General features: G+C 51.8%; 21 protein-coding genes. 17 read left to right on the top strand and 4 right to left on the bottom strand.

Annotated features, from left to right (window positions below):
* Positions 1-62 precede the first annotated feature (62 nt).
* Entirely contained in the window at positions 63-1028 is a 966-nt protein-coding gene (locus D4L85_RS05375; RefSeq protein ID WP_160143559.1) for an LIC11966 family surface protein, read from the top strand.
* Between the two features lie 15 nt (positions 1029-1043).
* Here D4L85_RS05375 and D4L85_RS05370 read toward each other — a convergent pair whose 3' ends face one another.
* On the bottom strand, positions 1044-2048 hold the full coding sequence (locus D4L85_RS05370) for an AraC family transcriptional regulator (RefSeq protein WP_119753348.1): 1005 nt from the start codon (positions 2046-2048) through the stop codon (positions 1044-1046).
* A 154-nt stretch (positions 2049-2202) separates the two neighbouring features.
* Here D4L85_RS05370 and D4L85_RS05365 point away from each other — a divergent pair, with 154 nt between their 5' ends.
* The 4 genes from D4L85_RS05365 (at position 2203) to D4L85_RS05350 (ending at position 5076) form a co-directional block, all read left to right on the top strand.
* A complete protein-coding gene (locus D4L85_RS05365) occupies positions 2203-2580 on the top strand; it encodes a hypothetical protein (protein WP_119753347.1) in 378 nt (125 codons plus the stop codon).
* Between the two features lie 12 nt (positions 2581-2592).
* Positions 2593-3063, top strand: coding sequence for a nuclear transport factor 2 family protein (locus D4L85_RS05360; protein WP_228450783.1), 471 nt, complete (start codon positions 2593-2595; stop codon positions 3061-3063).
* 387 nt (positions 3064-3450) lie between these two features.
* Positions 3451-4023, top strand: a complete 573-nt coding sequence (locus D4L85_RS05355; RefSeq protein WP_119753346.1) for a hypothetical protein — start codon at positions 3451-3453, stop codon at positions 4021-4023.
* 18 nt (positions 4024-4041) lie between these two features.
* Positions 4042-5076, top strand: coding sequence for an AI-2E family transporter (locus D4L85_RS05350; protein WP_119753345.1), 1035 nt, complete (start codon positions 4042-4044; stop codon positions 5074-5076).
* Between the two features lie 422 nt (positions 5077-5498).
* Here D4L85_RS05350 and D4L85_RS05340 read toward each other — a convergent pair whose 3' ends face one another.
* Positions 5499-6065: an OmpH/Skp family outer membrane protein gene (locus tag D4L85_RS05340; protein ID WP_119753343.1), complete on the bottom strand. Its 567-nt coding sequence runs from the start codon at positions 6063-6065 to the stop codon at positions 5499-5501.
* Between the two features lie 378 nt (positions 6066-6443).
* Between D4L85_RS05340 and D4L85_RS05335 the strand changes: the two genes are divergently transcribed.
* The 9 genes from D4L85_RS05335 (at position 6444) to D4L85_RS05295 (ending at position 20047) form a co-directional block, all read left to right on the top strand.
* Entirely contained in the window at positions 6444-7160 is a 717-nt protein-coding gene (locus tag D4L85_RS05335; RefSeq protein ID WP_119753342.1) for an ankyrin repeat domain-containing protein, read from the top strand.
* A 123-nt stretch (positions 7161-7283) separates the two neighbouring features.
* Entirely contained in the window at positions 7284-7739 is a 456-nt protein-coding gene (locus D4L85_RS05330; protein WP_119753341.1) for an SRPBCC domain-containing protein, read from the top strand.
* A 171-nt stretch (positions 7740-7910) separates the two neighbouring features.
* Complete coding sequence (locus D4L85_RS05325; protein WP_119753340.1) at positions 7911-8486, top strand: RNA polymerase sigma factor; 576 nt, start codon at positions 7911-7913, stop codon at positions 8484-8486.
* A 167-nt stretch (positions 8487-8653) separates the two neighbouring features.
* Positions 8654-9748: a FecR family protein gene (locus tag D4L85_RS05320; protein ID WP_160143558.1), complete on the top strand. Its 1095-nt coding sequence runs from the start codon at positions 8654-8656 to the stop codon at positions 9746-9748.
* A 178-nt stretch (positions 9749-9926) separates the two neighbouring features.
* Complete coding sequence (locus D4L85_RS05315) at positions 9927-13250, top strand: TonB-dependent receptor (RefSeq protein WP_228450782.1); 3324 nt, start codon at positions 9927-9929, stop codon at positions 13248-13250.
* 27 nt (positions 13251-13277) lie between these two features.
* Complete coding sequence (locus D4L85_RS05310) at positions 13278-14720, top strand: RagB/SusD family nutrient uptake outer membrane protein (RefSeq protein WP_119753337.1); 1443 nt, start codon at positions 13278-13280, stop codon at positions 14718-14720.
* Positions 14721-14835: 115 nt separating this feature from the next.
* On the top strand, positions 14836-16854 hold the full coding sequence (locus D4L85_RS05305) for an FAD-dependent oxidoreductase (protein WP_119753336.1): 2019 nt from the start codon (positions 14836-14838) through the stop codon (positions 16852-16854).
* 28 nt (positions 16855-16882) lie between these two features.
* Positions 16883-18730, top strand: coding sequence for an FAD-dependent oxidoreductase (locus D4L85_RS05300; RefSeq protein ID WP_119753335.1), 1848 nt, complete (start codon positions 16883-16885; stop codon positions 18728-18730).
* A 90-nt stretch (positions 18731-18820) separates the two neighbouring features.
* Positions 18821-20047 carry an MFS transporter gene (locus tag D4L85_RS05295; protein ID WP_119758668.1) on the top strand — a complete coding sequence of 409 codons (1227 nt, stop codon included), beginning with the start codon at positions 18821-18823 and terminating at the stop codon, positions 20045-20047.
* Between the two features lie 33 nt (positions 20048-20080).
* On the opposite strand, the gene D4L85_RS05290 is transcribed toward D4L85_RS05295, so the two are convergent.
* Entirely contained in the window at positions 20081-20389 is a 309-nt protein-coding gene (locus D4L85_RS05290; RefSeq protein ID WP_119753334.1) for a GNAT family N-acetyltransferase, read from the bottom strand.
* A gap of 361 nt (positions 20390-20750) precedes the next feature.
* On the opposite strand from D4L85_RS05290, the gene D4L85_RS05285 reads away from it, so the two are divergent.
* From D4L85_RS05285 to D4L85_RS05275, 3 genes are all read left to right on the top strand, one after another.
* Positions 20751-23162, top strand: a complete 2412-nt coding sequence (locus tag D4L85_RS05285) for an ABC transporter permease (RefSeq protein ID WP_119753333.1) — start codon at positions 20751-20753, stop codon at positions 23160-23162.
* Positions 23163-23322: 160 nt separating this feature from the next.
* The gene (locus D4L85_RS05280; protein WP_160143557.1) at positions 23323-23526 is read left to right on the top strand and encodes a hypothetical protein; all 204 of its coding nucleotides are present in this window, start codon (positions 23323-23325) and stop codon (positions 23524-23526) included.
* Positions 23527-23655: 129 nt separating this feature from the next.
* Complete coding sequence (locus tag D4L85_RS05275; RefSeq protein WP_119753331.1) at positions 23656-24576, top strand: DUF2167 domain-containing protein; 921 nt, start codon at positions 23656-23658, stop codon at positions 24574-24576.
* A gap of 83 nt (positions 24577-24659) precedes the next feature.
* Here the strand turns inward: D4L85_RS05275 and D4L85_RS05270 are convergent, their stop codons facing one another.
* Positions 24660-26009 (bottom strand): DUF418 domain-containing protein, encoded by a 1350-nt coding sequence (locus D4L85_RS05270; protein WP_119753330.1) that lies wholly within the window; start codon positions 26007-26009, stop codon positions 24660-24662.
* Positions 26010-26168: the final 159 nt, after the last annotated feature.

Below are 26168 nucleotides of genomic sequence, written 5' to 3'. Positions count from 1 at the left end.
AAATGTTAGCTACCGCAGTCCTGGGTTTGACCCTTTTTTTGGGGACAGGAAAAACGTTGGCCATGACCGCCGTCGAGCATATGACGTTCCTCTCGGGTCAGGAAGAAACCCTGTCGTTAAAATATTTGAGCTACATGAGCGAAGTAGCCCACGGGGTGCGCGCCAAAAAGATGGAAAAGCGACGCCAGGAACTTATTGCCGCCGTGCGTTTGGCCATCCGCGAAGGCAACAAGCTCAGACCTTTTGAAGGCGATGCATCCCTGCGCAATGCTTATGTAAACTATTGGACGGTGTTGCTCTCCATTTTCAACGAAGACTATAGCAAGATCATCGATATGGAAGAAGTGGCCGAGCGCTCCTATGATGCCATGGAAAGTTATTTGCTGTTACAGGATAAAGTGGACGAAAAACTGAAGGAAGCCTACAACAAGGTGCCCGAGGCATACCAGACGTTCGCGGCCAGCCACAACGTGCAGCTCACCCAAGGCCAGAGCACGAAGTTGGATCGCAAGCTCAACGAGACCAGCAGGGTCAACAACTATGCCCGGCAACTTTTCCTGATCAGCTTCAAAAGCAGCGTGCAGGAAAGCAACATGATCGATGCCTTGAACAAAGCAGATTTGAACGGCATGGAGCAAAGCAAGAATGCATTGAAGCTATATTCGGAAGAAGGCCTGAGCCGTCTCGATACGTTGAAACCGTATAACGGCGACGCCTCCCTGGTCACCGCCTGCCGCAAGGTCCTGGAATTTCAAAAAAATGAATCATCGCGCATCTCTGTGTTGTCCGACTATATGCTGAAACGCGAGGAGTTTGAAAAAATAAAAAAAGCCTTCGACGCCAAGCCCGCCTCCAGCCGCAAACAGGCGGATGTGGATGCCTACAACAAGAGTCTCGACGCCATGAACAAAGGCATCAACGACTTTAACAAAACAAACGATGAGTTGAACAAAGGCCGTGACAAGGTGATGCAAAACTGGGACGCTGCCCGCAAGCGCTTCCTCGATCAACACGTTCCCCATAAATAATAAAATCAGTAACGCTCACGCCAGGTGGGAAGGTGTTTTGCCCGTCCATCGCTTGAACGCCCGCGAGAACGCACTCAACTCATTATAGCCCAGCATGTGTGATATTTCCTTGATGGGATGATCGCCCTTCTTTACATATTCCAGTGCCAACGCCTTCCGCACGGTGTCGGCCAGTTCCTGGAAGGTCACGTTTTCTTCTTTTAATTTTCGTTGAAGGCTCCGCGTGCTCACGTTGAAATTGGAAGCCACATCGTCCAACGAAAGAATGCCGAGGTAAGCATTGGCCATGAGGTATTCCTGAATTCGATTCTGTAAGGCTGGTTTGGATTTCAATGCCGGCGTGCCGCGATTCACCGTCTTGAGGAGAAGACTTTGCAATTCGTAGTTCGCCGTAAGAATGGGTTCACTCCAATAGCGTTTATCAAATTCCAATGCATAGGTGTCGCCTTTGCGCGAGGGCTTGCAACGCAACACTCTTTCATATTCGGTGAGGTCGGTTCCATTCGGATAGGGAAATTTCACCGACGTAGGATGGATCTTTACCAGCAGCAAGCCGTCCAATTCGTGAATGATGAAAACCATGAGCATGTCGCGCAGTTGAGTAAAGAGGAAAGGCCATTCTTGCTCGGCCTGTGGACGTGGTATAAGTTGAATGCTAAATGTTTTTGGGCCGTGCTTCACCTCCATAGTGAACAGGTCTGTGACGAGGTAGCTGAGCGAGTTGGCGATCGTCAACGCGTCGCCCACGGTGTTGCTGGCCTGGATGATCTGCCCCACCACACCGAGCGCGGCGAGTTGCAGCGATTCGCCAAAATGCAAACCGAACAAGGGGTCGTTACAAAGCCGGCTGGCGTGGAGCCAGAGGTCGCTCGTTTGTTTTGGTGTCAGGGCATCTGCCTTTCCTTTTTGTAGAGCCTCCAGGTTCACTTGCGCCAGCTTGCATAAGGGCTGTGGCGATACACCTTTCTGCACCGCATAGCCGAGCAGGCTGAGAATAAATTGTCGTTGATGTGCTTCCATACTATAAAAGTAGTCTTCCCGGTCAACATCCCTTTCATCCTTTTTTAGTATGGCGCGAAAGGGTAACCGAATGGCGCCTAAAGGTAAATGCCGCGTTGGTGTGGCGCTATACTTTTGTCTTATAATTTTTCAATCACCAAAAAACAATACGATTATGTTTACACTTAGAAATGTTCTCCTCATCAACGCGGTAAGCTCCGGTGCTACCGGCCTTCTGCTGGTTTTGTTTTCTGATTTCTTTGCCGGTCTCTTCGGCATCGAAAGCGTATCGCCTTTTTTAGAAACCGGGATCTTCCTGTTGGCTTTTGCCGGGTTTGTTTTTTTTGAAGGCCGCCGAAACCCGATGAACACGAGTCGCATCAGGCTCATCATTGTGTTGGATACGCTTTGGGTAGTGGCCAGCATCCTGTTGCTGTTGCTGCAGCCGGTAGCGATCACGTTGATCGGCAACGCGTTCATTGCAGCGGTAGCTCTTTGGGTAGCGGCCATGGCCATTTTGCAATTCAGAGGCTTGAAACAAGTAACCGCTTAATCCCAACGACCCATGAAAAAGATAAGCACCTTTGTTTTCCTGATGACCAGTGTGGCATTTCAGAACTATGCGCAACAACCGGCCACGCCACCCCAACCCGACCAGGTGGTTCGCGAATTTCTCTTCGGCGTGCAGCAACACGATCGCGAAAAAGTAAAATCAATGCTGCATCCCCAGGTGCAATGGGAGCAACCCGGCAACAACCGTCTATCCGGAACCAAAAAATCCGCTGATGAGGTCATGGAAATGGGCCGCATCATGGGCGAATGGTCCGAGAGAACGCTACGGCTTTCGTCGATCGAGCAATGCGGCACAAACGGCAACACCGTGGCCGTACGCCTCCGCTGGACAGCGGCACAGCCAACGGGAAAAGTGCTCGACGTGGGAAACGTCGATATCTACACGGTAGAGAATGGAAAGATCACGCATGCCAGGATCTATTCGGAGGATATCTTTCAGGAGGATAGGTTCTGGGGAAAATGAAATCAGGAGCCAGAATCCAGGAGCCAGGAGCCAGAATTGGGGAGTCGGAATTCGGAATCAGAATTCAGACTGAAGAAATCCTGGGAACTTTTTAGACGGGCGTTGTTTGGAAATCCTTGTCCTGAATTTTGGTGTTGTTTTGAATCAGGGTGACTTTTGTTGCCCTGATTTTTTTTTGAGTGAGCAATCAAGTCAACTGACGAGTAACCCCCGGCATTCGGTCCGGGGTTATAAAACAGACAGGTAACCGGGCTTAGCCTTGACAAGTCTTTTGCCACATCCTCTCCTCCTAACCCACGATCAAACTCACCGATTCACTATTCCATAAGTTGCGATTGTTCGTTAACTTGGTGATCGTTGTTTCTCCACCCTAAACCTGTTATCAGCATGGATAAATTTTTTCACATCCGGATGCTCATGGGCATCCTCCTCGGGTTGAGCATCACCCACTTGTTGAAAGGCGTTGTTAAATTTGTGGAGCATCCCGGAAAAGACAAGCCCTACTGGATCCACTTGTTGTGGGTCTTTTATTTGTTTCTCCTCATCGCGCATTTCTGGTGGTGGGAGTTTTCGTTGCACACCCTGACGAACTGGAATTTTCTCAGCTACTTCTATCTCATTGTTTACACGGCATTCTTTTTTGTCAGTGCCTCCTTATTGTTCCCCGATCAGATCAACGACTATACGGGCTATGAGGATTATTTCTACTCACGTCGCCGGTGGTTCTTCGGCGCGCTGGGGCTAACGTTTTTGTTGGATATTGTGGATACGCTGCTAAAGGGGGTCAACCACTTGACCCATTTGGGGAACGAATACCTTGCGTACATTTTGTTGCATGTGATCGGTTGCCTCTTGGCCATGAAGATACGGGACGAAAGATTTCATGGAGCGTTTGTCATTATCGTGATCGTCTACCAAATCATTTTCATCTATCGGTTATACTTTACCCTGGAATCGTAAACGTCATAAAACCCTCTCATGAACGAAAATAAAAATCTCGCAGCGGCCGCGTATGGAGTGCTGCTCATCTTAGGCACCATTGCGCTATTGGTCATCGGGCAACGATTGTGGGTGCCGCTCACCTGGGCATTCTTGTTCTCTTTCATTCTCCACCCTTTGTGTTGCTTCCTCGAAAGACGACGCATCGGCCGGACCACCGCTTCGTTGTTTTCGGTGTTGATCTTTTGTTTTGTGAGCGGCTTTATTCTGGTCTACCTGATCTATGAGGCGGTGCGAATATTGGAGCACGAACCTGTTCTGTATTCCAAAATGAAAGAACAGATCATGGATTTGATGACCAGGATCCAAACGTCAACGGGCGTGACACTTTACGACCCATCTGCCGAAGGCAAGTCAGCCAGCGATCCCATTCTCAAAGCTTTGCCGTGGCTGGCGGGCAAAGTAAGCATGATTGGAGAAGACCTGGTCACGTTGTTGCTGGTGCCGATCTATCTTTTTTTCATGCTGGCGTTCCGGGGCAACATCAAACGCTTTGTCCGGCACCGGTTTGAGCGCGATCACCTGGAGTTCCTGGGGCTGTTGCTAAAAAACTCGCGAACTTCCATTCAGAGCTATCTTTCGGGAACGCTGTTGCTCACCGGCGTCATCGCACTGGTCACGTTTGTTATCCTGCTGGCCCTGGGCGTGCGGCATGCGTTTTTCTTTAGTGTGTTCTACGCGGTATTGAGCTTGATCCCTTATATCGGCCATTTGATCGCCTTTGTAGTCATCCTGCTCTTTGCCTGGGTGACAAAGGATTCCGCTTTGTCGGTTGTGCTAATAGCCGTAGCGTTGTACATCGTGAACCTGAGCCAGGAGAACTTCCTCCGCCCCAAGCTGATCGGCAGCAAAATGGAAATGAACTCCATGGTCGTTTTCACCGCCGTGGTCGTGGGGGGCATGATTTGGGGATTGTCGGGCATGGTGCTGTTCATCCCGTTGCTGGGCGTGGTGAAGGCACTTACGGTGAGTCACCACGCGCTGAAGCCGTATACGACACTCTTCGAACCTTGAAAGCGTCATCAGCATACGCCATGAAATTTTATATGCGTTGTGGAATTTTTTGCTCCTCGTGGTTCCTGGTTTAGGATGGCGCAAGACACACACTACTGGACCCAACAGTTCGGCACGCACGCCGCCTTGCTTTCCGGTTCATCGGTAGCCGCGTCCGATGACAACAGCGTGGTCTACTACAACCCGGCCGCGATGAGCTTCCTGGATTCGACATCCATTTTCCGTGAACGGCACGGTACAGCTGGGGCTCCAGCCACGACACCATCCAGTTTATGAACTTCGACAATCCGGACGAGCGCAATTTTCTGCACGGCTATCTTCACGACATTCAAGCCACGTATTGCTTCTTCGGGCTGATCGTTGGCTATTCACACCGGTTCTGAATGGACATGGCCAATAGGGTTACCGTTATTCGGCGATTTTCAATTTCCTGTTCCATTTCCCGGTGTCTTGGCGACAACGCCCATTTTTTTCAGAACCAGATCCGAAATATCCAATAAAGGGTCGCCATATAGCAACATACGTCCACCCCCGGTCTGGTCACTGAAAACGAGTTGAAAACCGTTTTCCTTGGCGACGTCCTCGATGGTCTTACCGATCTTTACATACACGGGTTCGATCAATTGCGTTTGTTTCTTTTCCAGCGTAGTCTGTGCGTCTTGCTGAAGGATTTCCAGGTTTTCCTGTAGTTGTTGCAATTCGCGCTGCGCATTGTTGCGAACGGCCTCGGGAGCCGTTGGACCTATTTTTATAAACTCGGCGTATTTCTTTTTCAGCTCTTCATTCTTGGCTTGGACTTGATTCTCCAGTTGCTTTTGTAACGACTGCATGGTGGACTCGATTTGACGGATTTCCGGAAGCTGGCTAAGGATGTACTCCACGCGGGCAAAACCGGATTTAACGGGACCGGGCTGCGCGCTGCTGGCGAACGCCATGAGCAGGCCGGTGCATACCAAAGTGAGTTTCTTCAAAAACGATGAGGATTTCATGGGATCGCGGGTTTAGGATGATTTATAAACAAGGGATGATGCGATTCACCAAAAAGTTTTAGAGACCGAGTGTCCATTCATGGACTCCGAACGTCCGAAAAGAACACGACGACGTGCAGCGGGTGAGATAGAAGACAGGGATTCCGCATATCATATGGCCATTCACGAATTGGCATGCATCTTGAATGGTGGTGTTCAGCGATTAGTTTAGGTTGGATGATACATTCATCCACGGCTCCGGACGAAAGTCCGGAGCTTTTTTATTTTCTCGCGCCGCACAAACAACGTTGTGTTCCTGACCGATGGTGTGCGGGCGCGTTTGTCGTATGCGTATCTTCGTAGCGTAGATTTTATTTCCGGCCAAACCCGAAACTACCTATGGACATGCTGACCAAAATAACCGACGGTCGTACAGACTTGGTGTTCGATTTCGTTGCACAAGATCACGCCGCTACGTTCGCGGACAGTCGTGGCACTTCGCTCATGGCCTGGTGTGCCTACTACGGTGACGTGAGCGCCATAAAATTTTTGCTGTCGAAGGGAGCGTCCCTGTCTGACCTGGGGGCGAACTATGATTTGAATGGCGCAGCGTTTCACGGTCATTGGAGGCTTTGTCAATTTTTATTGGAGCAGGGTGCAGATGCAAACCATCCGTTGCCCGATACTGGCGAGACACCGCTGCACGCCGCGTTGTGCAAGGCCAACCGTCAGGCCTACAACATCGTAGTCGAGGTGTTGCTGTCCAACGGTGCAGATCCCAACCGTCGCACAAAACCTCGTGTGGAAACCGGTTGCTTCATGCGCGACGTGTGGACGAAAGAGGAGACACCCTTGCACCGCGCTGCGGCATTCGGAGACGCCGACGTCATCCAAAGGTTGCTGGACGCCGGCGCGGATAAGACCGCGAAAGACATGTACGGCGAGTCGCCGTTGAGTTGGGCCAGCTGGCACCTGCGTCCGGGAAAGATCCTTGCCCTGCTGGCGCATGGCGACTACACTATTCATGAAAGCCACATCCGGAAAAATATCAGCGATCATGGTTTGGGGTGGGGCAATGGGATGGAAGTGAATCTCCTGGGAAAAGCACACCGGTAAAATACCTTGCCGCAAACCGTGTGAATTTATAGGTGAACAGAAAACGACTGGAAAGGTTAAAGGGTTATGTTGTAAATTGAAACGACAACACGCTTAAACCATTTTCATTTTAATCTGATCCCTATGAGCGCTCCCCTGATAGTAAAAAGTTCGATCACCATTCACGCCTCGGCCACCAAGGTTTGGGATGTACTGACCAAGTCGGAGTATACCGAACAGTATATGTTCGGTTGTACCATCGACTCCGATTGGAAGATCGGCGGACCCTTTCTTTGGAAGGGCGTATTCGATGGAAAGGAATTGGTAGCGGTGAAAGGCACGCTGGTGGAAAAAGAAGACGCAAGGCTTCTGGCCTATACAACCTTCGACCCCAACACGCCGATGGAGGACATCCCGGCGAACTATACCACCGTGACCTATACCCTGCAGCCGCACGAGGATGAAATGTTACTCACGGTGACCCAAGGCGACTTCGCGAACGTGGCGGATAGCGAACGTCGTTACAAAGAAACCTATAACAATGGCGAGGGCTGGAACCCGATATTGGTGCAGGTCAAAGCCTTGGCGGAAGCCCAGTAAAGAATTTTTGCGACGCAAATCGTGCGCGGGCACAGGCTGTTTCAATTGGGCGCATGGGTTTGTTTTATGCATTTGCCAGCATTTCAATCGATTTAATTTAGGATGATGTTGGTTTGTGAAGAATAAATTTCTTTACTTAAGCGCTTCAAAGTCAATCAAAAGGGCCAACGGATGGATCTGGAGCTGAAGAAATGGGACGCTATGCGCGCGGGTGACGGAGAGGCTTTTGCCTGGCTCTACGCAAAATATTTTAAGCTGCTATACAACTACGGAAGAAAGATCGGCGCCGGCGATGCCGCGTTGCAAGATGCCATCCACGATCTGTTTGTGGACCTGTGGCGCTTCCGTGATAATCTTTCTGAGACCACTTCCGTTCGCTTCTACTTGTATCGTTCCATTCGTCGCAGACTGGTTCGCAACGATGCGTCGCGTTCGTTCTTCACGGCCGACGGCATTGTGATCGAAGATGCCCTGCAGGTATCCACGCCCTCGCTGGAAGAAAACCTGATCGATGAAGAAAAACAAAACCAGCGTCTCAAGCGCCTCAAGAAACTCCTGAACGATTTGACACCGCGCCAATACGAAGCCCTGGTGCTGCGGTTCTATGATGAACTGTCGTTCGAGGAAATCGGGTCGGTTTTGCAGGTGAACGAGCAATCGGCGCGCAACCTCGTGCAGCGCGGCCTGGCGCAGATGAAGCAGTATGCCAAATATGTGCTCTCGCTTTGCTGCCTGTTTCTTTTTTAAATCCCAGCCCTTTCAAGCCCCTTCTCGCCCAGACGCCGCACCCCGGCTTTCCATCATTTAATGACCATCCAAGGCCATAAAATTATTTTTACCGGGAAGTGAGTTAAATCCTGCAATCGTTGCTTTTGGTATATAAATCGTTTGAAAAGGGAACGATTTCTATCAAAATGAAAGACTACGAAGGATTTACAGCCGACGAATTTGCCAGTGATGATGACTTCATTCGTTGGGTAACGGCCCCCGGAACACGTCCGGACCTGGACAAGTTCTGGAAGGAATGGATCGCCACGCATCCGGCGCAAATGGACGAGATCGAAGAAGCGCGGCTCATGATACAAGCCGTGATGGAGGAACCCCAATTCCTGCCCGCCCAGGACCTGCAAGACAAGGTCTGGCAACGCATCCGCCAAACCGCGCAAGTTCCTGAACCGGCACCCCAGCCGGTAAGCCTGTGGAGCCATTGGTACAGCAAAGCGGCCGCGGTCGCTATCATCCTTGGACTGGGATGGTGGGTCTCGCACCAGTCGCGCACCTTTCACATGACGAATGTCAAAATAGCGCAAGGTGATGGCGTGGTCCTCAAAACGAAAGAGAACGACACGTCACTGCCGATCACCATCGAACTGGACGATCAAAGCATTGTCGTGCTGCAACCCGGAAGCCAGCTTCAATATCCGGAGCATTTCAAAAAAGGTGTGCGCGAAGTAGACCTGGTAGGGGAGGCTTTTTTTGAAGTAAAAAAAGATCCGGACAGACCTTTCCTGGTGTATACCGACGAGATCGTCACCCGCGTGTTGGGCACGAGCTTCACGGTGAGAAACTACCCGGCCGATGTGCGGGTGAGTGTGAAGACCGGAAAAGTGTCGGTGTTAAAGGATTCGAATGCCAACGAATCACAAGAGGCCAGTGGCACTGTCGAAGGGGTTATTCTCACCCCAAACCAGCAGGTCGTGTATGCGCGCCAGGAAAAAAAGATGACCAAGTCGTTGGTGGAAGACCCCAACGTGCTGACGCCGGTGGCCAAGCAGGAGTTTGAATTTACAGATACCTCCGTGGCCACGGTCTTCCAGGCCATCAAAGATGCCTACGGTGTGGAGATCGTCTACGACGAGCAGGTGCTGGCCAATTGCCACCTCACCGCGTCGCTCACCGATGTTTCCCTGCACGACAAGCTGTCGCTCATTTGTAAAGCCATCAATGCCACGTATGCCATCATCGATTCGCACATTGTGATCTACGGAAAAGGGTGTGCCAATCCTTAAAAAATACTAACCCATCCTAAACCAGAAAAAAACGCCTATGAAAATATAGATACTCCCCAAAAAAAGAAACCGGCGGTGCTCGAACACCACCGGTTCAAAAAGCCGCCACATTCATCCGAGGGATGAAAAGGGGCATTGTCTATCCGTCGTAAACACATCAAGACAAACATTCAAAAGTATGAAAAAAGAACGTCATGTTCATGGACAGCTATTGTTCATTATGAGGGTCTCCTGTCTTTATCTATTCAGTATAATCGCCTTCTTCGGCATGGCCCATGCTGCCGATGGCAATGCACAAGTGCTGGAACGCAAGGTTTCCGTTCGCCTGGAGAACGTTTCTCTCCGCGAAGCGCTCCAGAAAATCGAAAGCGTCTCCGACGTAAAATTCTTATATCAGCCCCAGATCATCGCCGCTTCCGAAAAAGTGAACCTCACGTTCACGGACGAACGCCTGGCCGACGTGCTGAAAAAACTCCTGGATCCGCTGGCCATCCGGTTTGAATCGGAAGGCAACCAGATCGTGCTCATGAAGCAGCCACGCGGTGCCGTGGACGTAGCGCCCGGACCGCAGGATAACCAACAAGCCTTTGAAGTGCAGATCAGCGGTACGATCACCGACGACCTAGGCCAACCTTTACCCGGCGTAAATATTCTCGTGAAAGGAACAACACTGGGAACGACTTCGGATGCCGAGGGAAAGTTTTCGCTGTCGGTTGCAGATGAGAATTCTGTGCTGGTGTTCACCTTCATTGGTTTCCTTTCACAGGAAGTTCAGGTAGGGCAACGCACCAACCTCAGCGTGCAGATGATGCCCGACGTTACGTCATTGTCGGAAATTGTGGTGGTGGGGTACGGTGAAATGAAGAAATCGGATGTTACCGGTTCACTCGCTTCCGTGAAAGGTGAAGAGCTGAATGCCTATCCCTCGAACAACATGATGCAGTCGCTTTCGGGCCGCGCTACCGGTGTGCAAGTTTCGCAAAACACGGGCGCGCCTGGTGCGCCGATAAGCGTGCGCGTGCGGGGTACCAACTCCGTACAGGGCTCCAACGAACCGCTTTACGTGGTGGACGGCTTCCCCTATTCCAGTAATCCTACTTTGCTGAACAACGCCGACATCGAGTCTATTGAAATTTTGAAGGACGCATCGGCCACCGCCATTTACGGTTCGCGTGGTGCAAACGGCGTGGTGCTCATTACCACCAAGCGTGGCAAGGCCGGCAAGACCACGGTGGACTATGACGGTTACTATGGGTTCCAGAAGATCCGCAAGAAAATTGACATGATGAATGCGCAGGAATATGCACAGTTCTACAACGAACAAGCGGCCAATGATGGCCTGGCCCCGCACTTCACCCAAGACCAGATCAACAGCTTTGGAAAAGGCACCGATTGGCAGGACGTAGCCCTGCGCACAGCGCCCATACAAAATCATTCCATCACGGTAAACGGCGGTGGCGAGAGCACAAAGTTCTCCATTTCGGGAAGCAACTTTAACCAATCCGGTATCATTATCGGCAGCGACTATGTGCGCAACTCGCTTCGCGCCAACATCAGCACCGACATCAGCAAGAAATTCAAGTTGGACCTCAGCACCATTCTGAGCCGCATCGATTCAGATCGTAAAAACTCAGGCAAGGGTAACCGCGGCGCTTCATTGATCTCGGCGATGTTGTCGGGCTATCCGACTTTTTCGCCGTACAACGCCGACGGCACATATACAAACCTTTCCACGGCTTACTCCTGGGGCTCGAACGTGATCACCAACCCGTTAAATTTTATCGAGCAGCAATCCGACTTCATTCGCTCGAATAAAGTGCTGGCCAATGGGGCAGTCACGTATAAAGTTTTGGATGGTCTTTCTATCAAGATCTCGGGCGGTATTGAAAATACCGACGACCGCAATGACTTGTATACCACCAAGAAGTTTGTGAATTCCACCGGCTCGGCTACGATCAATACACAGCAAACCACCAGCGTGCTAAACGAGAACACGATCAGTTATGTGAAGGAGTTTAACAATCACTCCATCTCGGCGGTGGCTGGATTTACCTATCAGAATTACAAGTCCACGCAACTCAACACGTCCGCCAGCGGGTTCGTGAGCGACGTTCAGCAATCCTACGACATCGGAGCAGGTGCCACACAGGGTGTTCCTTTTTCATCTTTCACCGAATGGACTTTGCTATCCTACCTGGCACGGGTGAACTATGGATTCAAAGGAAAATACCTGGCTACGGTGAGCTTCCGTGCCGACGGCTCCTCGCGCTACACCGACGGACAAAAGTGGGGAAGCTTCCCATCTGCATCGCTTGCCTGGCGTGTGTCGGAGGAAGAGTTTATGCAGAACATCCGGGTGATCTCCAACCTTAAGATCCGTGGCGGATATGGTGAGACCGGTAGCACCGCGATCGATCCCTACTCAACGCTCAATCAATTGGCATCGGGTAAGGCCGTTTTTGGCGATGCCTTGACAACCTACTACGCACCCACCAACCGTTTGGCGGGTCCCTTGAAATGGGAGACCACTGCGCAAACAGACATCGGATTAGATCTCGGTCTCTTCCAGAATCGTGTCAACTTTTCGGCTGACCTTTATGTGAAGAACACACGTGATCTCCTGAATACCGTGCCGCTCGCATCGTCGTTGGGGTACTCCTATACGATTCAAAACGTAGGGAAGACGCAAAACAAGGGAATCGAACTTGCCCTGGGGGGTGTAGCATTGGAGGGACCTTTCCGTTGGGATCTCTCGGCCAATATTTCATTCAACAGAAACAAGGTGGTGAAATTGTATGGTGGCAGTGATGTGTTGGGCGCGCCCATCGATATTTCGGTGGTCAACGACAACATCAATATCCTGAGAGAAGGTCAACCGATCGGATCATTCTTTGGCTACGTGGAAAAAGGATATGACAACACCGGCCGGATCGTATACGAAGATTTCAACGGCAACGGAATTCGCGACATCGGCGACAAGCGCATCATAGGAAACCCGAACCCCAATTTTGTATACGGTTTCAATTCCACGATGTCATACAAGAACTTTGAGCTGAATATTTTTATTCAAGGCACACAAGGCAACGACATCTTCAACCTCAGTGCGGTCAACCAAACCCTCGACTATGGTCAGGCGCTGAACATGCCCCGCGACGTGTATGAAAGCCATTGGACTCCGGAAAACCCTACGGCAAAATATCCCGTGATCAGCCGGACCTCGCAAACACAGGTGTCGAACCGCTTTGTGGAAGACGGCTCTTACTTGCGCGTCAAGAACATCCAGTTGAGTTATAACCTGCCGGTGTCGGTGCTGGAATTGCATTGGCTGCGGAAAGCGCAGATCTATGTCAGCGGCCAGAACCTGATCACACTTACGGGCTATTCGTGGTATGATCCCGAAGTCAATTCCTATGGCAGTGCCAATTCCATCCAGCTTGGCATCGACCACTATAGCTACCCGACGGCCAAGACGATGACGGTGGGATTGCGACTTGGATTCTGATCGTAACAACATTAAAAGATATTTATCATGAAGAAAATATTTCTATACCTGTTGACCGCTGCGCTCATTGTGGGTTGCAGCGATGTGCTGGAAGAGCATCCCAAGTCTCTGTCGGCTGAAGTTTTTTACAACACGGTAGACGAAGCTACCGCTGCCGTAAATGCCATTTATGGACCCATGCGTACAGACGGTGCGTTGAGCACCAACTACCCGGCCCAATTGGAAGGCTTGGCCGACTATGGCAATTCACGCGGAAGTCAAACGCCGGTGAGCTTGTACCAAGGTTTGGATAACACGAACATCACCCGGGTGGGCGCCATCTGGGATAACTTCTATCAATCGATCCGCAACGCCAACATCGTGATCAAAAATGTACCCAATGGTAAAGAGATCACAGCGGCACAGGCAGCGCCCATCGTTGGCGAAGCGAAATATCTTCGCGCGCTCATTTACTTTGCCATGGTGCGCAACTGGAATGGCGTGCCTCTGCGCACGGAAGAAAACATGCTCGAACCTAACATACCGCGCGCCAGTGTAGACGATGTGTATGCCTTGATCCTCAAAGACGCCTTGGAAGCAGAGAGCACACTGCCCGACGTGGCGGCACAACCCGGCAAGCCCACAAAATGGGCCGCGAAAACATTGCTGTCGGAAGTGTACTTAACCCGTGGTGATTGGGCCAATGCCCGCGATAAGGCCGCTGAAGTGATCGCTTCCGGTAAATACGGCTTAGTAGCCGTTTCTACATCGGAAGATTTTCAGAAGATCTATGGTCCCGAAGTGGTGACGACATCCGAAGAAGTCTTCTATTTCAAGTATTCTCGCCAGCAAGGATTTGGGTTGGTCAATTATGCGCACCGCGCCACGGCGCAGTATAAATACTATGGCCCCGGTGGCGTTTATGCGCAGTACACGGATTCAGTGGCCAACTCCGTGATCAAAAACTGGAGTAAGAACGACCTTCGGAAAGCGCATATTCTTTACAACGTCGACATCGGGTTGGGACCCAATACTTGTTTGTTCAGAAAGTACAGAGATCCCATCGCCACGAGCTTAGGAGGAGCCGGCAACGATTTCCCCTGGTATCGCTACGCCGACGTGCTGTTATTCCACGCTGAGGCCGAAAGCCGCGCCAATGGAGGCCCTACCGCGGCGGCATTGGAAAGTTTGAACAAAGTACATCGCAGAGGCTACGGCTATGATGCCAACACAGTATCCCCCGTTGACTTGGTGCTGAGTGATTACGACGCTACCACCTTTATCGATAAGGTGGTGGAAGAACGCGGCTACGAAACGATGTATGAAGGCAAACGCTGGCTCGACCTGAAGCGCCTCGGCATTGCCAAGCAACGCATCAAGGATGTGAAGGGAATCGACGTGGCAGAGAAACATATGTCTTGGCCTATCCCGAACTCCGAAATGTTGTACAACAAGGCGCTGACAGCCGCCGATCAGAACACAGGATATTGATAAGATAAAATAGTTAGTTGGGTTGAGATGAGCAGCGCGCGGAGGCTTGATGCATAGGGAGCTGACGCGCGCCTCATCACTACAGCTACTTCACTTTACTTTTTAACAACATAACATGGCGATCAAAAGACTATTGTATGTGATGGTGGGCGTATGGCTCACGCTCACGCCGGCCCTGGCGCAAAAAAAAATTCAGGTAGACATCTGTGTTTATGGCGGAACGTCTGCCGGTGTCATCGCCGCCTACACTGCGCAAAAGCTTGGCAAGAAAGCCCTGCTCATCGAACCGGGGAAACACCTGGGTGGGATGAGTTCGGGTGGACTGGGTTATACCGACATCGGGAACAAGTATGCTATCACTGGCCTGGCCCGCGACTTCTATCGCCGCGTGGGTCTTCACTATGGAAAATTTGAACAGTGGACCTTCGAACCGCATGTGGCAGAAGATATTTTCAAGGACTATGTAAAGCAGGGGTCGATCACCGTGCTCTATGAAAGCCAGTTGAAGGAAGTAAAGAAACAAGGCAATCGCATCACGGCGATTGTATTGGAGAACGCCGGCAATCCATCGTTACCCAACACCATCGTCGAAGCCAAGATGTTTATGGACTGCGGCTATGAAGGCGACCTCATGGCCAAGGCTGGGGTGGACTATGTGGTGGGTCGTGAGGACAACAGGGACTTCCAGGAGACCATCAACGGCGTTCAGGTGCAACACGGGCATCAGTTTCCCGATCACATCGATCCGTATAAGATTCCCGGCAAGCCCGAAAGCGGGTTGCTTTGGGGCATCAGCAAAGCATCGCTGCTCCCCGGCGGCACGGGCGACAAATCCGTCCAAGCCTACAACTATCGCATTTGTCTCTCGACGGATCCCGCCAACCAGGTAAAGATTACACGCCCCGCCGGATACGATTCGACCCAGTACGAGCTGTTGCTTCGTTTGTTCCAGGCCACGCCGGAAAAGCGCACCTTGAATGACTACTTTATCATGAGTCGCATGCCCCATCAAAAGACCGATATCAACAACCGCGGTGGATTTTCGACAGACATGATTGGCATGAACCACGGCTATCCCGAAGGAAGTTATGCCGAGCGCCAACGCATCATAAAAGATCACGAGCGCTACACGAAGGGCCTGTTGTATTTTTATGGACACGATCCGCGTGTACCCAAGGAGTTGCAAAATGAAATGTTAAAATACGGTTACCCCAAAGATGAGTACACCGACAACGGCAACTGGTCACCCCAACTCTACGTAAGGGAAGCCCGTCGCATGGTGGGCGCCTATGTGATGCGACAAGCAAACTGCGTGGGCGCGGAGGTAGTGAAGGACGGCGTGGGCATGGCGGCCTATGGGATGGACTCGCACAATTGCCAGCGCCTGATCATAGACGGCCAGGTGAAGAACGAGGGAAATGTTGAGGTAGGCGTTTTTGGTCCCTATCCCATTGCGTATGGATCGATCGTGCCAAAAGCCGCACAATGCGGAAACCTGTTTGTGCCCGTTTGCCTCTCGGCGACACACATTGCCTATGGCTCGATCCGCATGGAGCCCGTGTTCATGGTGTTGGGACAATCTTCTGCCGTCGCCGCCGCGATGGCCATCGATGCGCGCACCGACATCCAAAACATCGACATTGCTAAACTTCAACAACAATTGAAATCCAATCCCCTGGCCGACGGCCGGATCATGGACATCCTGGTGGACAACGACGACACACAGCATGTTACACACACTGGAAGCTGGACCACAGAAGCCAAAGGCGGCTACGGCCCCTCATTCTTCCAGGCCGACGTAACGGCTACGACCGCCGAGAGCACCGTGCGCTTCACTCCCGAGATTCCGAAAAACGGTAACTACACCGCCTTTCTCTATATGCCGAAAGTGAAAAACCTTTCCGCGCAGAGTAAGGTCACCGTGTTCGACGGCAAGAATAAAAAGGAAGTTATCATCAAAGCTTCGGATGTGGTGGTGGAAGGACAGACCTCGGGTGAGTGGGTATCGCTGGGTACGTATGCCTTGTCAAAAGGGACGACGGCATCCGTTGAACTTTCCACACGCCAGGCCGACGGAACGGTGGTGGCCGATGCCGTCATCTTTGTGCCATCCCAAACCGGCGCTTCCAAGTAGTCAAAAATCTTAAATTCTAATTTCAAGAATGAAAAATATTCTATGGATCACATTATGCCTCTTGGTGACCGTTACGGTCTATGGGCAGTATGACCTCGTGATCGTGGGGGGAACCCCGGGAGGGATCATGGCGGGCATTGCGGCGGCGAAACAAGGAAAGACTTCGGTCATCCTGGAGCGCACCAACCACATCGGTGGTCTTCCCGCCAACGGACTTGGCGCCACAGACATTGCCACGCGTGGCGCCACCACCGGGTTGTTTGCCGAATTTATTTCGCGTGTAAAAAAACATTACGTGACCACGTATGGTGAAAATTCAAAGCAGGTGAAAGATTGCTCCGAAGGTTTCCACTTCGAACCCTCGGTAGGCGAAAGCGTCCTGGAACAAATGCTGGCGGAACAAAAGAACATCACCGTGCTCAAGATGCGCCAGTTTGATGTGCTGGAAAAAAACATAACGGTATACAACGATGTGATCCAATCCATCCGCGTGCTGAACCGCGAGAACGGAAAGACAGAGGAATACAAAGGCAAAATTTTTCTCGACGCCACCTATGAAGGCGACCTGGGTGCTGCAGCAAAAGTTCCCTTCCGTCTGGGCCGCGAAGGCAAGGATGAATTCGGCGAGACCGGTGCGGGCGTCGTCTATAAATATTGGGGCGGTCCCGAAGGAGAAGGTACAACCTTTCAAGGCGACAATGCCGTGCAATCGTATAACTACCGGTTGTGTCTCACAAACAACCCTGCCAATCGTACAGAAATTCAGAAGCCGGCAAAGTATAACCGCGAGGAGTATGTTTCGCTCATTGAAGACGTTTGGACCGGCCGACACACCGGTGTACAAATGTTGGACGTGACCGAGGCCATGCTGGAAGAAAACCGTAAGCACATTGCGAAGGGCAATCCCTCGATGATTCCCGGCGACCGGTGGGGCATCGCGCGGATCACCAACATGGTGGCCTTGCCCAACGAGAAAGCCGATGGCAACAATCAGCACATGGCCTTCATCTCCACTGATCTTCCCGAAGAAAATTGGCCCTGGCCCACATCGGGTTGGGCGTGGCGCGATGCGTATGCGCAACGACTGAGATCGTATATCGAAGGTCTGTTCTGGTTTGCCCAAAACGATAAAGCGCTTCCGGAAAATTTTCGCAAGGCCGCCAAGGAATGGGGTTTTGCAAAAGATGAATACAAAGACAATGGTAACTTTCCACGCCAGGTCTATGTGCGTGAAGGCCGCCGGTTTGAAGGCGAATATTTCTTCACCACCAAAGATGCCACTGCGTCCACCCCAGACCAGCGCCCGGTGGTGCATGCCGCCAGCATCACGGCCAGCCACTACGCGTTCGACTCCCACGCCGTACGCAAACGCGAACCCAACCGCCCGCACCTCGATGGATTTCTCAGCTACCCCTCGCAGGTCTACACCGTTCCCTATGGTGTGATGGTCCCGAAGACCGTGGACAACCTGCTGCTGCCCGTACCCGTCTCCGGCAGCCACATTGGGTTTTCCACGCTGCGCATGGAGCCCTGCTGGATGGCCATCGGCCAAGCGGCGGGGATAGCCTCTGCGTTGGCGATCGACAATCAGGTGAAAGTGAGAAATGTGGATCTGAAAGTCCTGCAAAGCAAATTGCTGGAACAAAATGCCACGTTGATCTACTACCGCGACCTGCAGCCCACAGACCCCGATTTTAAAATGGCACAGACGCTCGGCTTGCTGGGCTACTTGCCCGGATGGGAAGCCCAGCTGAACAAGCCCGTCGACCAACCTACACTGGCGCTGTGGGAAAAATTGAGCGGCCGGAAACTGACGGCCGAGCCCGGAAAGACCCTGCGCAAAGAAGTGCTTCAAATCCTTTTCAAAAATCTCTAACCCGCGCGTCTTCTCTTCGCTCCTGCATTTTCGCCCGGCCATGACCGTGTGAAGATGCAGGATTGGAGGAGCGCGTCTTCACCCGAACCTATGGAAGAACAAAAATCGGCCTTGCGGCAAGTGCTGCAGGCGCCTGTGATCATTGCGGCCCTGGGCTATTTTGTAGACATCTATGACCTCCTGCTCTTCAGCATCGTTCGCATTCCCAGCCTGAAGGCGTTGGGCCTGACGGGCGATCAACTCTTGAAGCAAGGTATATTCCTCATCAACGTTCAGATGGCAGGGTTGCTCGCCGGCGGAATCCTTTGGGGCATATTGGGTGATAAGAAGGGAAGACTCTCGGTGCTCTTCGGCTCGATCCTGCTCTACTCCACAGCAAACCTGGCCAACGGATTTGTGACCGATGTCACGCAGTATGCCGTGCTGCGTTTCATTGCCGGCGTTGGCCTGGCGGGAGAGCTTGGCGCGGGAGTGACCCTGGTGGCGGAGATCCTTCCGAAACAAATTCGCGGCTATGGCACCACGCTGGTGGCTTCGGTCGGATTGTTTGGCGCCGTGCTCGCTTATTTTGTGGCTGCGTTCACCGATTGGCAGGTGGCTTACTGGATCGGCGGTGGCCTTGGACTCTCTTTGTTGTTGTTGCGCTACAGCGTGGCGGAGTCGGGCATGTTTGCGGCCGTGAAGCATAAGGCCGTGGAGCGCGGCAATATTCTGAAATTGTTTTCCAATGCGAGACTCTTCTTCAATTACCTGCGCTGCATTTTTATTGGTTTGCCCATATGGTTTGTCATCGGCATCCTGGTCACGTTCTCTCCCGAATTTGGTATCAGCCTCGGGCTGGGTGTTCCCGTGGAGGCAGGGAAGGCCGTGATGTTTTGTTATATAGGCCTGTCGTTGGGTGACCTGAGCAGCGGCATGATCAGCCAGATGTTAAAGAGTCGTAAGAAGGTTGTGCTCTTGTTTATTTTCCTCACCACCACGGCGATGACCTGTTATCTCCTGCAAGGAAAATTCCCATTGTCGTTCTTCTACGGTAGCTGTGTTTTTCTGGGTTTTTCCATCGGCTACTGGGCGTTGTTTGTCACGATCGCTGCCGAACAATTTGGTACCAACATCCGGGCCACCGTAGCCACCACCGTTCCGAATTTTGTACGCGGAACGGTCGTCCCCCTCACCATGATCTTCGAATGGCTGCGCACCGGACACACCATGGTCACCAGCGCTGCCCTCGTAGGAGGAGGCACCGTGATCGTCGCGCTGCTCGCGCTGTGGAAAATGAAAGAGACGTTTGGTAAAGAACTGGACTTTGTAGACTGATGAATGCGGATGGCCGGCGATTGGCCATCCCGTCTACGGCTTGTTGTGCCAATCCTGGTTCCAGATATCAGCAAACTGATCGGGATGCCGCCGAAACTCGGCATTGACATACGGACAAAGCGGGATCACTTTCAATCCATGCTCGCGAACATACGTAGTCATCGCTTTCAATAACTTGCCCGCCACCCCCTGTCCGCGCAGCTTCTCCGACACCTCGGTATGATACACCGTAAGATTTTCCCCGGCCACCGACACGACCATCTCCGCCAATCGCTCTCCATCTTTCTCAATGAAAAAAGCGCCGTGCCCCTTAGGGTTTAAACTAAGTTGAATTTCATCCATAATAAATATCGTTGCTGACTCCCACAAATATCAACAAACTCCCAAAAGCCACAAAACCCGCCGCGCCAGTGTTGATGGTCGTCGCCCCCCCCCGTCTTTGGTGTTCTTCACCAACAAATTCAGCTTCCACACACCTTTTTTAGCTCGGACTCTCTCACCACCACTCATCTCGCAATCAACCCTTAGCTCTCTTCATTTTACCCATCATTCGTTCAAGCCCTCCCTTCGCCGTCCACCGCCGCACATCTTTGTTCGAGGATGGAGCCTAAATGCAGGGAAATCCCCTTTTTCAGCGCTATTTTTCATACAAGATCGTGGCACCAATATTGGCTACCGTCCTAACTGGATTAACCCTCCGAACATGATCCGAAACTACTTCCGCATCGCCTACCGTTCCCTGCTCAAGAACAAAGCCTTCTCCTTCATCAACATCTTTGGTCTTGCCGCCGGGCTGGCAGCCTTCCTCTTCATCATCCACTACGTCCGGTTCGAACGAAGTTACGAGCGCTACAACAGGAACGCGTCGAACATGTTCCGGATCACCCTGGACCTCTATAACGGCTCCGAATATGTGGTGACCGATTGCGAAACCTACGCTCCCACCGGTCCGATACTGAAGGAGAAAATGCCGGAAGTAGTTGACTATGCGAGAATGTATCACAACGACGGGTTACAGGATATCAAAGTGGGCGATCAAAAATTCCTGGAGGAAGGCATCTACTTCGCCGACCCTTCAGCCTTTTCGTTGTTTGCGTTGAACGTTGTACATGGCGAGCCGGGCAAAGCGCTCTCGGCACCGTATCAGACCGTGATCACCCGATCCATCGCCAGAAAATATTTTGGACGCGAAAATGTCCTGGACGAAGAAATTGTGATCGACCGGAGTAAATATCATGTATCGGCTGTCATCGAAGATCTGCCGGCGAATACGCACTTGAAGTTTGGTATACTGTTGTCGCACGCCACCCTGAAGCAGAAGTACGGTTATGAGGAAGATTCCTGGGCAGGCAACAACGAATTTACCTATCTGCTCATGAAGCCGGGTACGGATCTGGCGGCGTTCAACAAAAAGCTCACAGAATTTTCTTTCTCCATGAAGGAAAAGATCAACTACGACCGGCTCGCGGCAGAGCACATGGCCGACATTCACTTGTATTCGCATAAGACCTTTGAGCCCGAGCAAAATGGCAATGCCCGTACAGTATCTTTCCTGCTGCTCATTGCCATCTTTATAATCGTGATTGCCTGGGTGAACTACATCAACCTTTCCACCACACGTGCCGTGGAGCGCGCGCGTGAAGTGGGTATTCGTAAAGTGATGGGCTCGCTGAAGTCGCAACTCATCTTTCAGTTTCTGTCGGAATCTTTTCTTGTCAATGGCATGGCTGCGACCTTGGCCTATGTGTTTTTTATTACCGCCTTGCCGATCTTTCGCGAGCTGACGGGTCAACCCCTTCCGATCGAACTGGCCCACGACGCAACGTTCTGGTATATCTTTGCCGCGCTTTGGATTGCCGGCACTTTTTTATCCGGTATCTATCCCGCTTTTGTGTTGTCGTCTTTCAATCCGTCGACGGTACTGAAGGGAAAATTCCGTTCTTCATCCCACGGCCAGTGGCTGCGACAGGGTTTGGTTGTGTTTCAGTTTAGCGCTACCGTGATCTTGTTGGCCAGCATGTGTACCATATACCTGCAGATCACGCATTTGAGAAAGGTGGACCTGGGCATGAACATCGAGCAAACGCTGGTGGTGCGAGGCCCCAACAGTGAGATGTCCGATTCGGTGTATCAGGCTTCGTATCGCGCCCTGAAAACGGAACTCCTTCGTCATCCTTCGGTGCAACAAGTGGCCGGGGCAGGATCGCTTCCCGGTGTGAGCTTACACGAGTTGAGCACGACGAATGACGTAAAGCGTATCGGGCATGAGCAGGAGGGTGGGAGTTACAATTACTATCAATACAACATCGATGCCGACTTCCTTGCCGCCATGGGAATGAAGCTGGTTGCCGGCCGCAACTTTACCAACGACGATCCCAACTTCGACAAGGTCATCCTCAATGAAGAAGCGGTGCGACGGCTTGGATTTTCAAATGCCGAAGAAGCGATCGGCAGTCGCATTACCCGGCGCACGCGTTGGAAGGGCGAGCCGCCCGAGATCATCGGCGTGATCAAGAATTATTACCAGCGTTCGCCAAAGGAAGAACATATTCCTATGATCTTTACGTATGGCAACTACGCGGCTTACTTCGCCCTGCGGCTGAAGACCAGTGAACCGGCAAAGACTATCGCCGAAGTGAAGCAGGTTTGGGATGCCGTGTACCCCGACAACCTATTCCATTATTTCTTCCTCGACGATCAATATGATCAACAGTATCGCGCCGATGTCCAGTTTGGCGCCGTGATCGGCACGTTCTCCGCCTTGGCTGTATTCATCGCTTGCCTGGGGCTGTTTGGTCTCTCGTCGTTCACGATCGTGCAGCGCACCAAAGAGATCGGCATCCGCAAAGTGTTGGGCGCATCGGTGATGCAAATTGTGACACTGCTTTCACAGGATTTCGCCAAGGTCATTTTCATTGCGGCATTGCTGGCGTTGCCCGTGGCGTATTTTGCCATGGAAACCTGGCTATCAAACTATGCGGTTAGGATTGATTTGAGTGCCTGGATCTTCATACTGCCGGTGGCCATGATCTTTTTATTCGCCTTGGGGACAGTTAGCGTACAGACCATTCGATCGGCCCTCTCTAATCCATCCAAGGCCTTAAAACAGGAGTAAAGATTTTTTTGGAGAGTCCGAGAACCGCCCGCCAACGAACAGTGGTTTCCGGATGTGAACACGGCCGGGCTATACCTCCCTTTGTTTTTGATAGATTTACAGGCATCCTGTCAAATGGCACATGGATTGGACGGGGGATAACGAAATGCACGTGCAACTCATGAAAAAGATAGACATCCTGAATTTCATCACCAATTTCCGCAAGGCTCCCAACGACATCAAAACCCACGGCCAGATCCTGGCCCACCTCGGCGCCGACCACGAACCGGCCATCAACCATATGCTGGAAGAACTCAAGCAAGCACGTGTTATCAGGGAAGTGGAGCTGCAGGGCCAGAAGGCTTTCCAGGTCGTGTCAAGATAAAGCCACCTCCCTTCATTCATGGATTTGCCAGGGCAGTGAACCTGGAGGATTCCTCATTTTATTCAAAAAACTTACAACCCGGCGTGAATGTCGCGGCGAATCTTTTTCTTAGATGATTAAACCTTGTCTATGAAAACGTTACTCCCCCTCGCGTTGTGCTTATTCATCGTGAGCGCCTTCGCCAACGAAGCCGACAGCACGCAGACCTTTATCGATAGTCTGGAAGCCACCTTCAACTATCAGCACGGCGAAATCAAATTTGAAAACGGCATCGGCACATTGAATGTGCCGGCGGGTTTCCGCTACCTCGACTCCAAGCAGAGCGAATACGTGATCCACGACCTATGGGGAAACCCGGATGGCTCGGGAACCTTGGGCATGCTCTTGCCTGAGGACATCGGCATCACGGAAGGCGCATGGGCTTTCATCATCACCTATGAGGAGATGGGCTATGTGAAAGACGACGATGCAGATGACATCGATTATGACGAACTGTTGGAACAACTTCAAACCGAAACAAACGAAGCCAACGAGGAACGCAAGAAAGAAGGTTATGAACCCATTACCCTCGTGGGATGGGCCGCCAAACCCTACTACGACAAAAGCAAAAACGTGCTGCACTGGGCCAAAGAAATAAAGTTTGGCGATGCTGAAGAGAGCACCCTAAACTATAACGTGCGCATCCTGGGAAGAAAAGGTGTGTTGGTCCTGAATGCCGTCGCCTCCATGGAAGAGCTTCCGGAAGTGGAGAAGAATATTGATCCCGTCCTTACCTCGTTCAACTATGGAGAGGGCAACAAATATTCCGATTTCAACCCCGACCTCGATGAAGTGGCCGCCTGGACCATAGGAGGTCTGGTAGCCGGAAAAGTCCTGGCCAAGGTTGGGATCCTGGCGCTGCTCTTGAAGAACATCAAACTGATCGGCCTCGCCATCGTAGGCGCCTTCGCCGGCATCCGCAGGTGGTTCAAGAAAAAAGTCGATCCCCCCGCGGTGCGGGACATCGGCGGTGGCACACCAGAACCACCCGCAGACTCTACACCGGCATAAGACTTACGTCAAAAGAAAAAATAAAAAGACATTCACCTGCGTGGATGTCTTTTTTATTTGGCGGTGCAATTTTTACAGACGAATTAAGCGTTGACCACATCGACGGAAGGCTGTGTTTCGCTGCGGACAAACGGTTGTCTTTTCCAATAGGTAAGACTTCTCCAGGCCCATTCGAGCGGTCCGTATAAAAAGAAACGCATCCAGATGTTACAGAAGATGATCTGAAACGTCCACACGGCAGCAACGACCAGATAGATCTCATAGCGTTGTAGTTTTCCAAAAAGCGCAAAGCCATAGCCATTGAAAATGATGCCGCAGATCAACGATTGTCCGAGGTAGTTGGTGAACGCCATTTGTCCGACAGGTCTGAAGATGGCAAAGAACCCGTTGAACCATCCCGACTTATACAGCAACATGATCAAGCCGAGGAAGCCGAGCGCGCGCGGGGTTCGGGTGAGTTCGTAGAACCGGAACGGCACATGTTTTACGTATTCAAACCAATTGAATTGATAATCTACTTTTAGCTTCACATGCCAATACGAGAGTCCCAGTCCCAGGCTTAAGCCGATCACGCACATCCAGGCGTAAACTCTCAGGGGTGCGTTGCCGGTCAGGATGCCGAGCTTGAAGAAAGCCATGCCGAGCATGAAGAAGATGAGCACGTCCCAAAGCGACAGGTATAGATACTGTACCAGGTTGTGGAGATAACTTTGCGTGCGGAAGGTGTAGGCCTCGGCATAACCGGAACGCACTTCCTCTCCTTCCTCGTTCATGCGTTTCACCTTGGCCTCGTGGGGCATGCGTTCCTTAAAGCTTTTCATATCCGCCAGTTGCTCTTTTTGCAGGGCGGTGAGTTTCACCTGGGTGGTATCGAGGGCCGCCACAGCTTCACCTTTGCTGATCACGGATTTGAGAAGATATAACTCGCGATTTTCGCGTGCCAGCATCAGCAGCACACAAACGCCGGCACCGATGATGAGGGCCCGCGGTGTCCAGTCGCGAATGGCAAACAGCATCATGCCATAGCAAGCATAGTCGAGCAGGATGTCGCCGTTCCAAAGCAGGATATAGACATCGACCAACGAGAACGCCATGAGCCAAAGCTGGCGACGGAAGAAATAGTCCGCGGGCTGCAGGCCTTGGGTGCGCTTTTGTTGCCGGCCGATGAACAGGATAATGCCTGCCCCGAAAAGCATGGAGAACATCGCGCGCTGGGTGCCGGAGAAAATCCAGTCCACCCCAAACCAGAGGTAGTAGTTGATGGTGCCGAATTCATTCAACACGGAGGGGTCGCCTTCCGCCACATCCGGAAATGCAAAGCCCGGGATGTTCATCAGCAGGATACCCAGTATGGCCAGACCGCGAAGAATATCGAGCGCTACAATGCGCTCCGCCTGGCTCACCGGCGCGGCAAGGGTTAGATTAGGTTGCATGAGAGGGAGTTTTAACTAAGTTAACGAAAATTTTTACTAGCCCACAGCAAACCCCCACTGGGCACCACACCTGAATGCCAACGAACGGCTCCTGGATTTCTGGCTCCTGGCTCCTGGCTTCTGGCTCCTCGATTCCTCCACCCCAATTTTGAAAGTACC

The organism is Chryseolinea soli, assembly GCF_003589925.1.
GTDB classification, from domain to species: domain Bacteria; phylum Bacteroidota; class Bacteroidia; order Cytophagales; family Cyclobacteriaceae; genus Chryseolinea; species Chryseolinea soli.
Note: the sequence above shows the minus strand (reverse complement) of the source record. Positions and strands in the feature narration are given on the sequence as shown.

Coding starts and splice junctions, on each gene's coding strand:
- D4L85_RS05375 (WP_160143559.1), top strand. CDS start 63: ATGACCGCCGTCGAGCATATGACGTTCCTCTCGGGTCAGGAAGAAACC.
- D4L85_RS05370 (WP_119753348.1), bottom strand. CDS start 2,048: ATGGAAGCACATCAACGACAATTTATTCTCAGCCTGCTCGGCTATGCG.
- D4L85_RS05365 (WP_119753347.1), top strand. CDS start 2,203: ATGTTTACACTTAGAAATGTTCTCCTCATCAACGCGGTAAGCTCCGGT.
- D4L85_RS05360 (WP_228450783.1), top strand. CDS start 2,593: ATGAAAAAGATAAGCACCTTTGTTTTCCTGATGACCAGTGTGGCATTT.
- D4L85_RS05355 (WP_119753346.1), top strand. CDS start 3,451: ATGGATAAATTTTTTCACATCCGGATGCTCATGGGCATCCTCCTCGGG.
- D4L85_RS05350 (WP_119753345.1), top strand. CDS start 4,042: ATGAACGAAAATAAAAATCTCGCAGCGGCCGCGTATGGAGTGCTGCTC.
- D4L85_RS05340 (WP_119753343.1), bottom strand. CDS start 6,065: ATGAAATCCTCATCGTTTTTGAAGAAACTCACTTTGGTATGCACCGGC.
- D4L85_RS05335 (WP_119753342.1), top strand. CDS start 6,444: ATGGACATGCTGACCAAAATAACCGACGGTCGTACAGACTTGGTGTTC.
- D4L85_RS05330 (WP_119753341.1), top strand. CDS start 7,284: ATGAGCGCTCCCCTGATAGTAAAAAGTTCGATCACCATTCACGCCTCG.
- D4L85_RS05325 (WP_119753340.1), top strand. CDS start 7,911: ATGGATCTGGAGCTGAAGAAATGGGACGCTATGCGCGCGGGTGACGGA.
- D4L85_RS05320 (WP_160143558.1), top strand. CDS start 8,654: ATGAAAGACTACGAAGGATTTACAGCCGACGAATTTGCCAGTGATGAT.
- D4L85_RS05315 (WP_228450782.1), top strand. CDS start 9,927: ATGAAAAAAGAACGTCATGTTCATGGACAGCTATTGTTCATTATGAGG.
- D4L85_RS05310 (WP_119753337.1), top strand. CDS start 13,278: ATGAAGAAAATATTTCTATACCTGTTGACCGCTGCGCTCATTGTGGGT.
- D4L85_RS05305 (WP_119753336.1), top strand. CDS start 14,836: ATGGCGATCAAAAGACTATTGTATGTGATGGTGGGCGTATGGCTCACG.
- D4L85_RS05300 (WP_119753335.1), top strand. CDS start 16,883: ATGAAAAATATTCTATGGATCACATTATGCCTCTTGGTGACCGTTACG.
- D4L85_RS05295 (WP_119758668.1), top strand. CDS start 18,821: ATGGAAGAACAAAAATCGGCCTTGCGGCAAGTGCTGCAGGCGCCTGTG.
- D4L85_RS05290 (WP_119753334.1), bottom strand. CDS start 20,389: ATGGATGAAATTCAACTTAGTTTAAACCCTAAGGGGCACGGCGCTTTT.
- D4L85_RS05285 (WP_119753333.1), top strand. CDS start 20,751: ATGATCCGAAACTACTTCCGCATCGCCTACCGTTCCCTGCTCAAGAAC.
- D4L85_RS05280 (WP_160143557.1), top strand. CDS start 23,323: ATGAAAAAGATAGACATCCTGAATTTCATCACCAATTTCCGCAAGGCT.
- D4L85_RS05275 (WP_119753331.1), top strand. CDS start 23,656: ATGAAAACGTTACTCCCCCTCGCGTTGTGCTTATTCATCGTGAGCGCC.
- D4L85_RS05270 (WP_119753330.1), bottom strand. CDS start 26,009: ATGCAACCTAATCTAACCCTTGCCGCGCCGGTGAGCCAGGCGGAGCGC.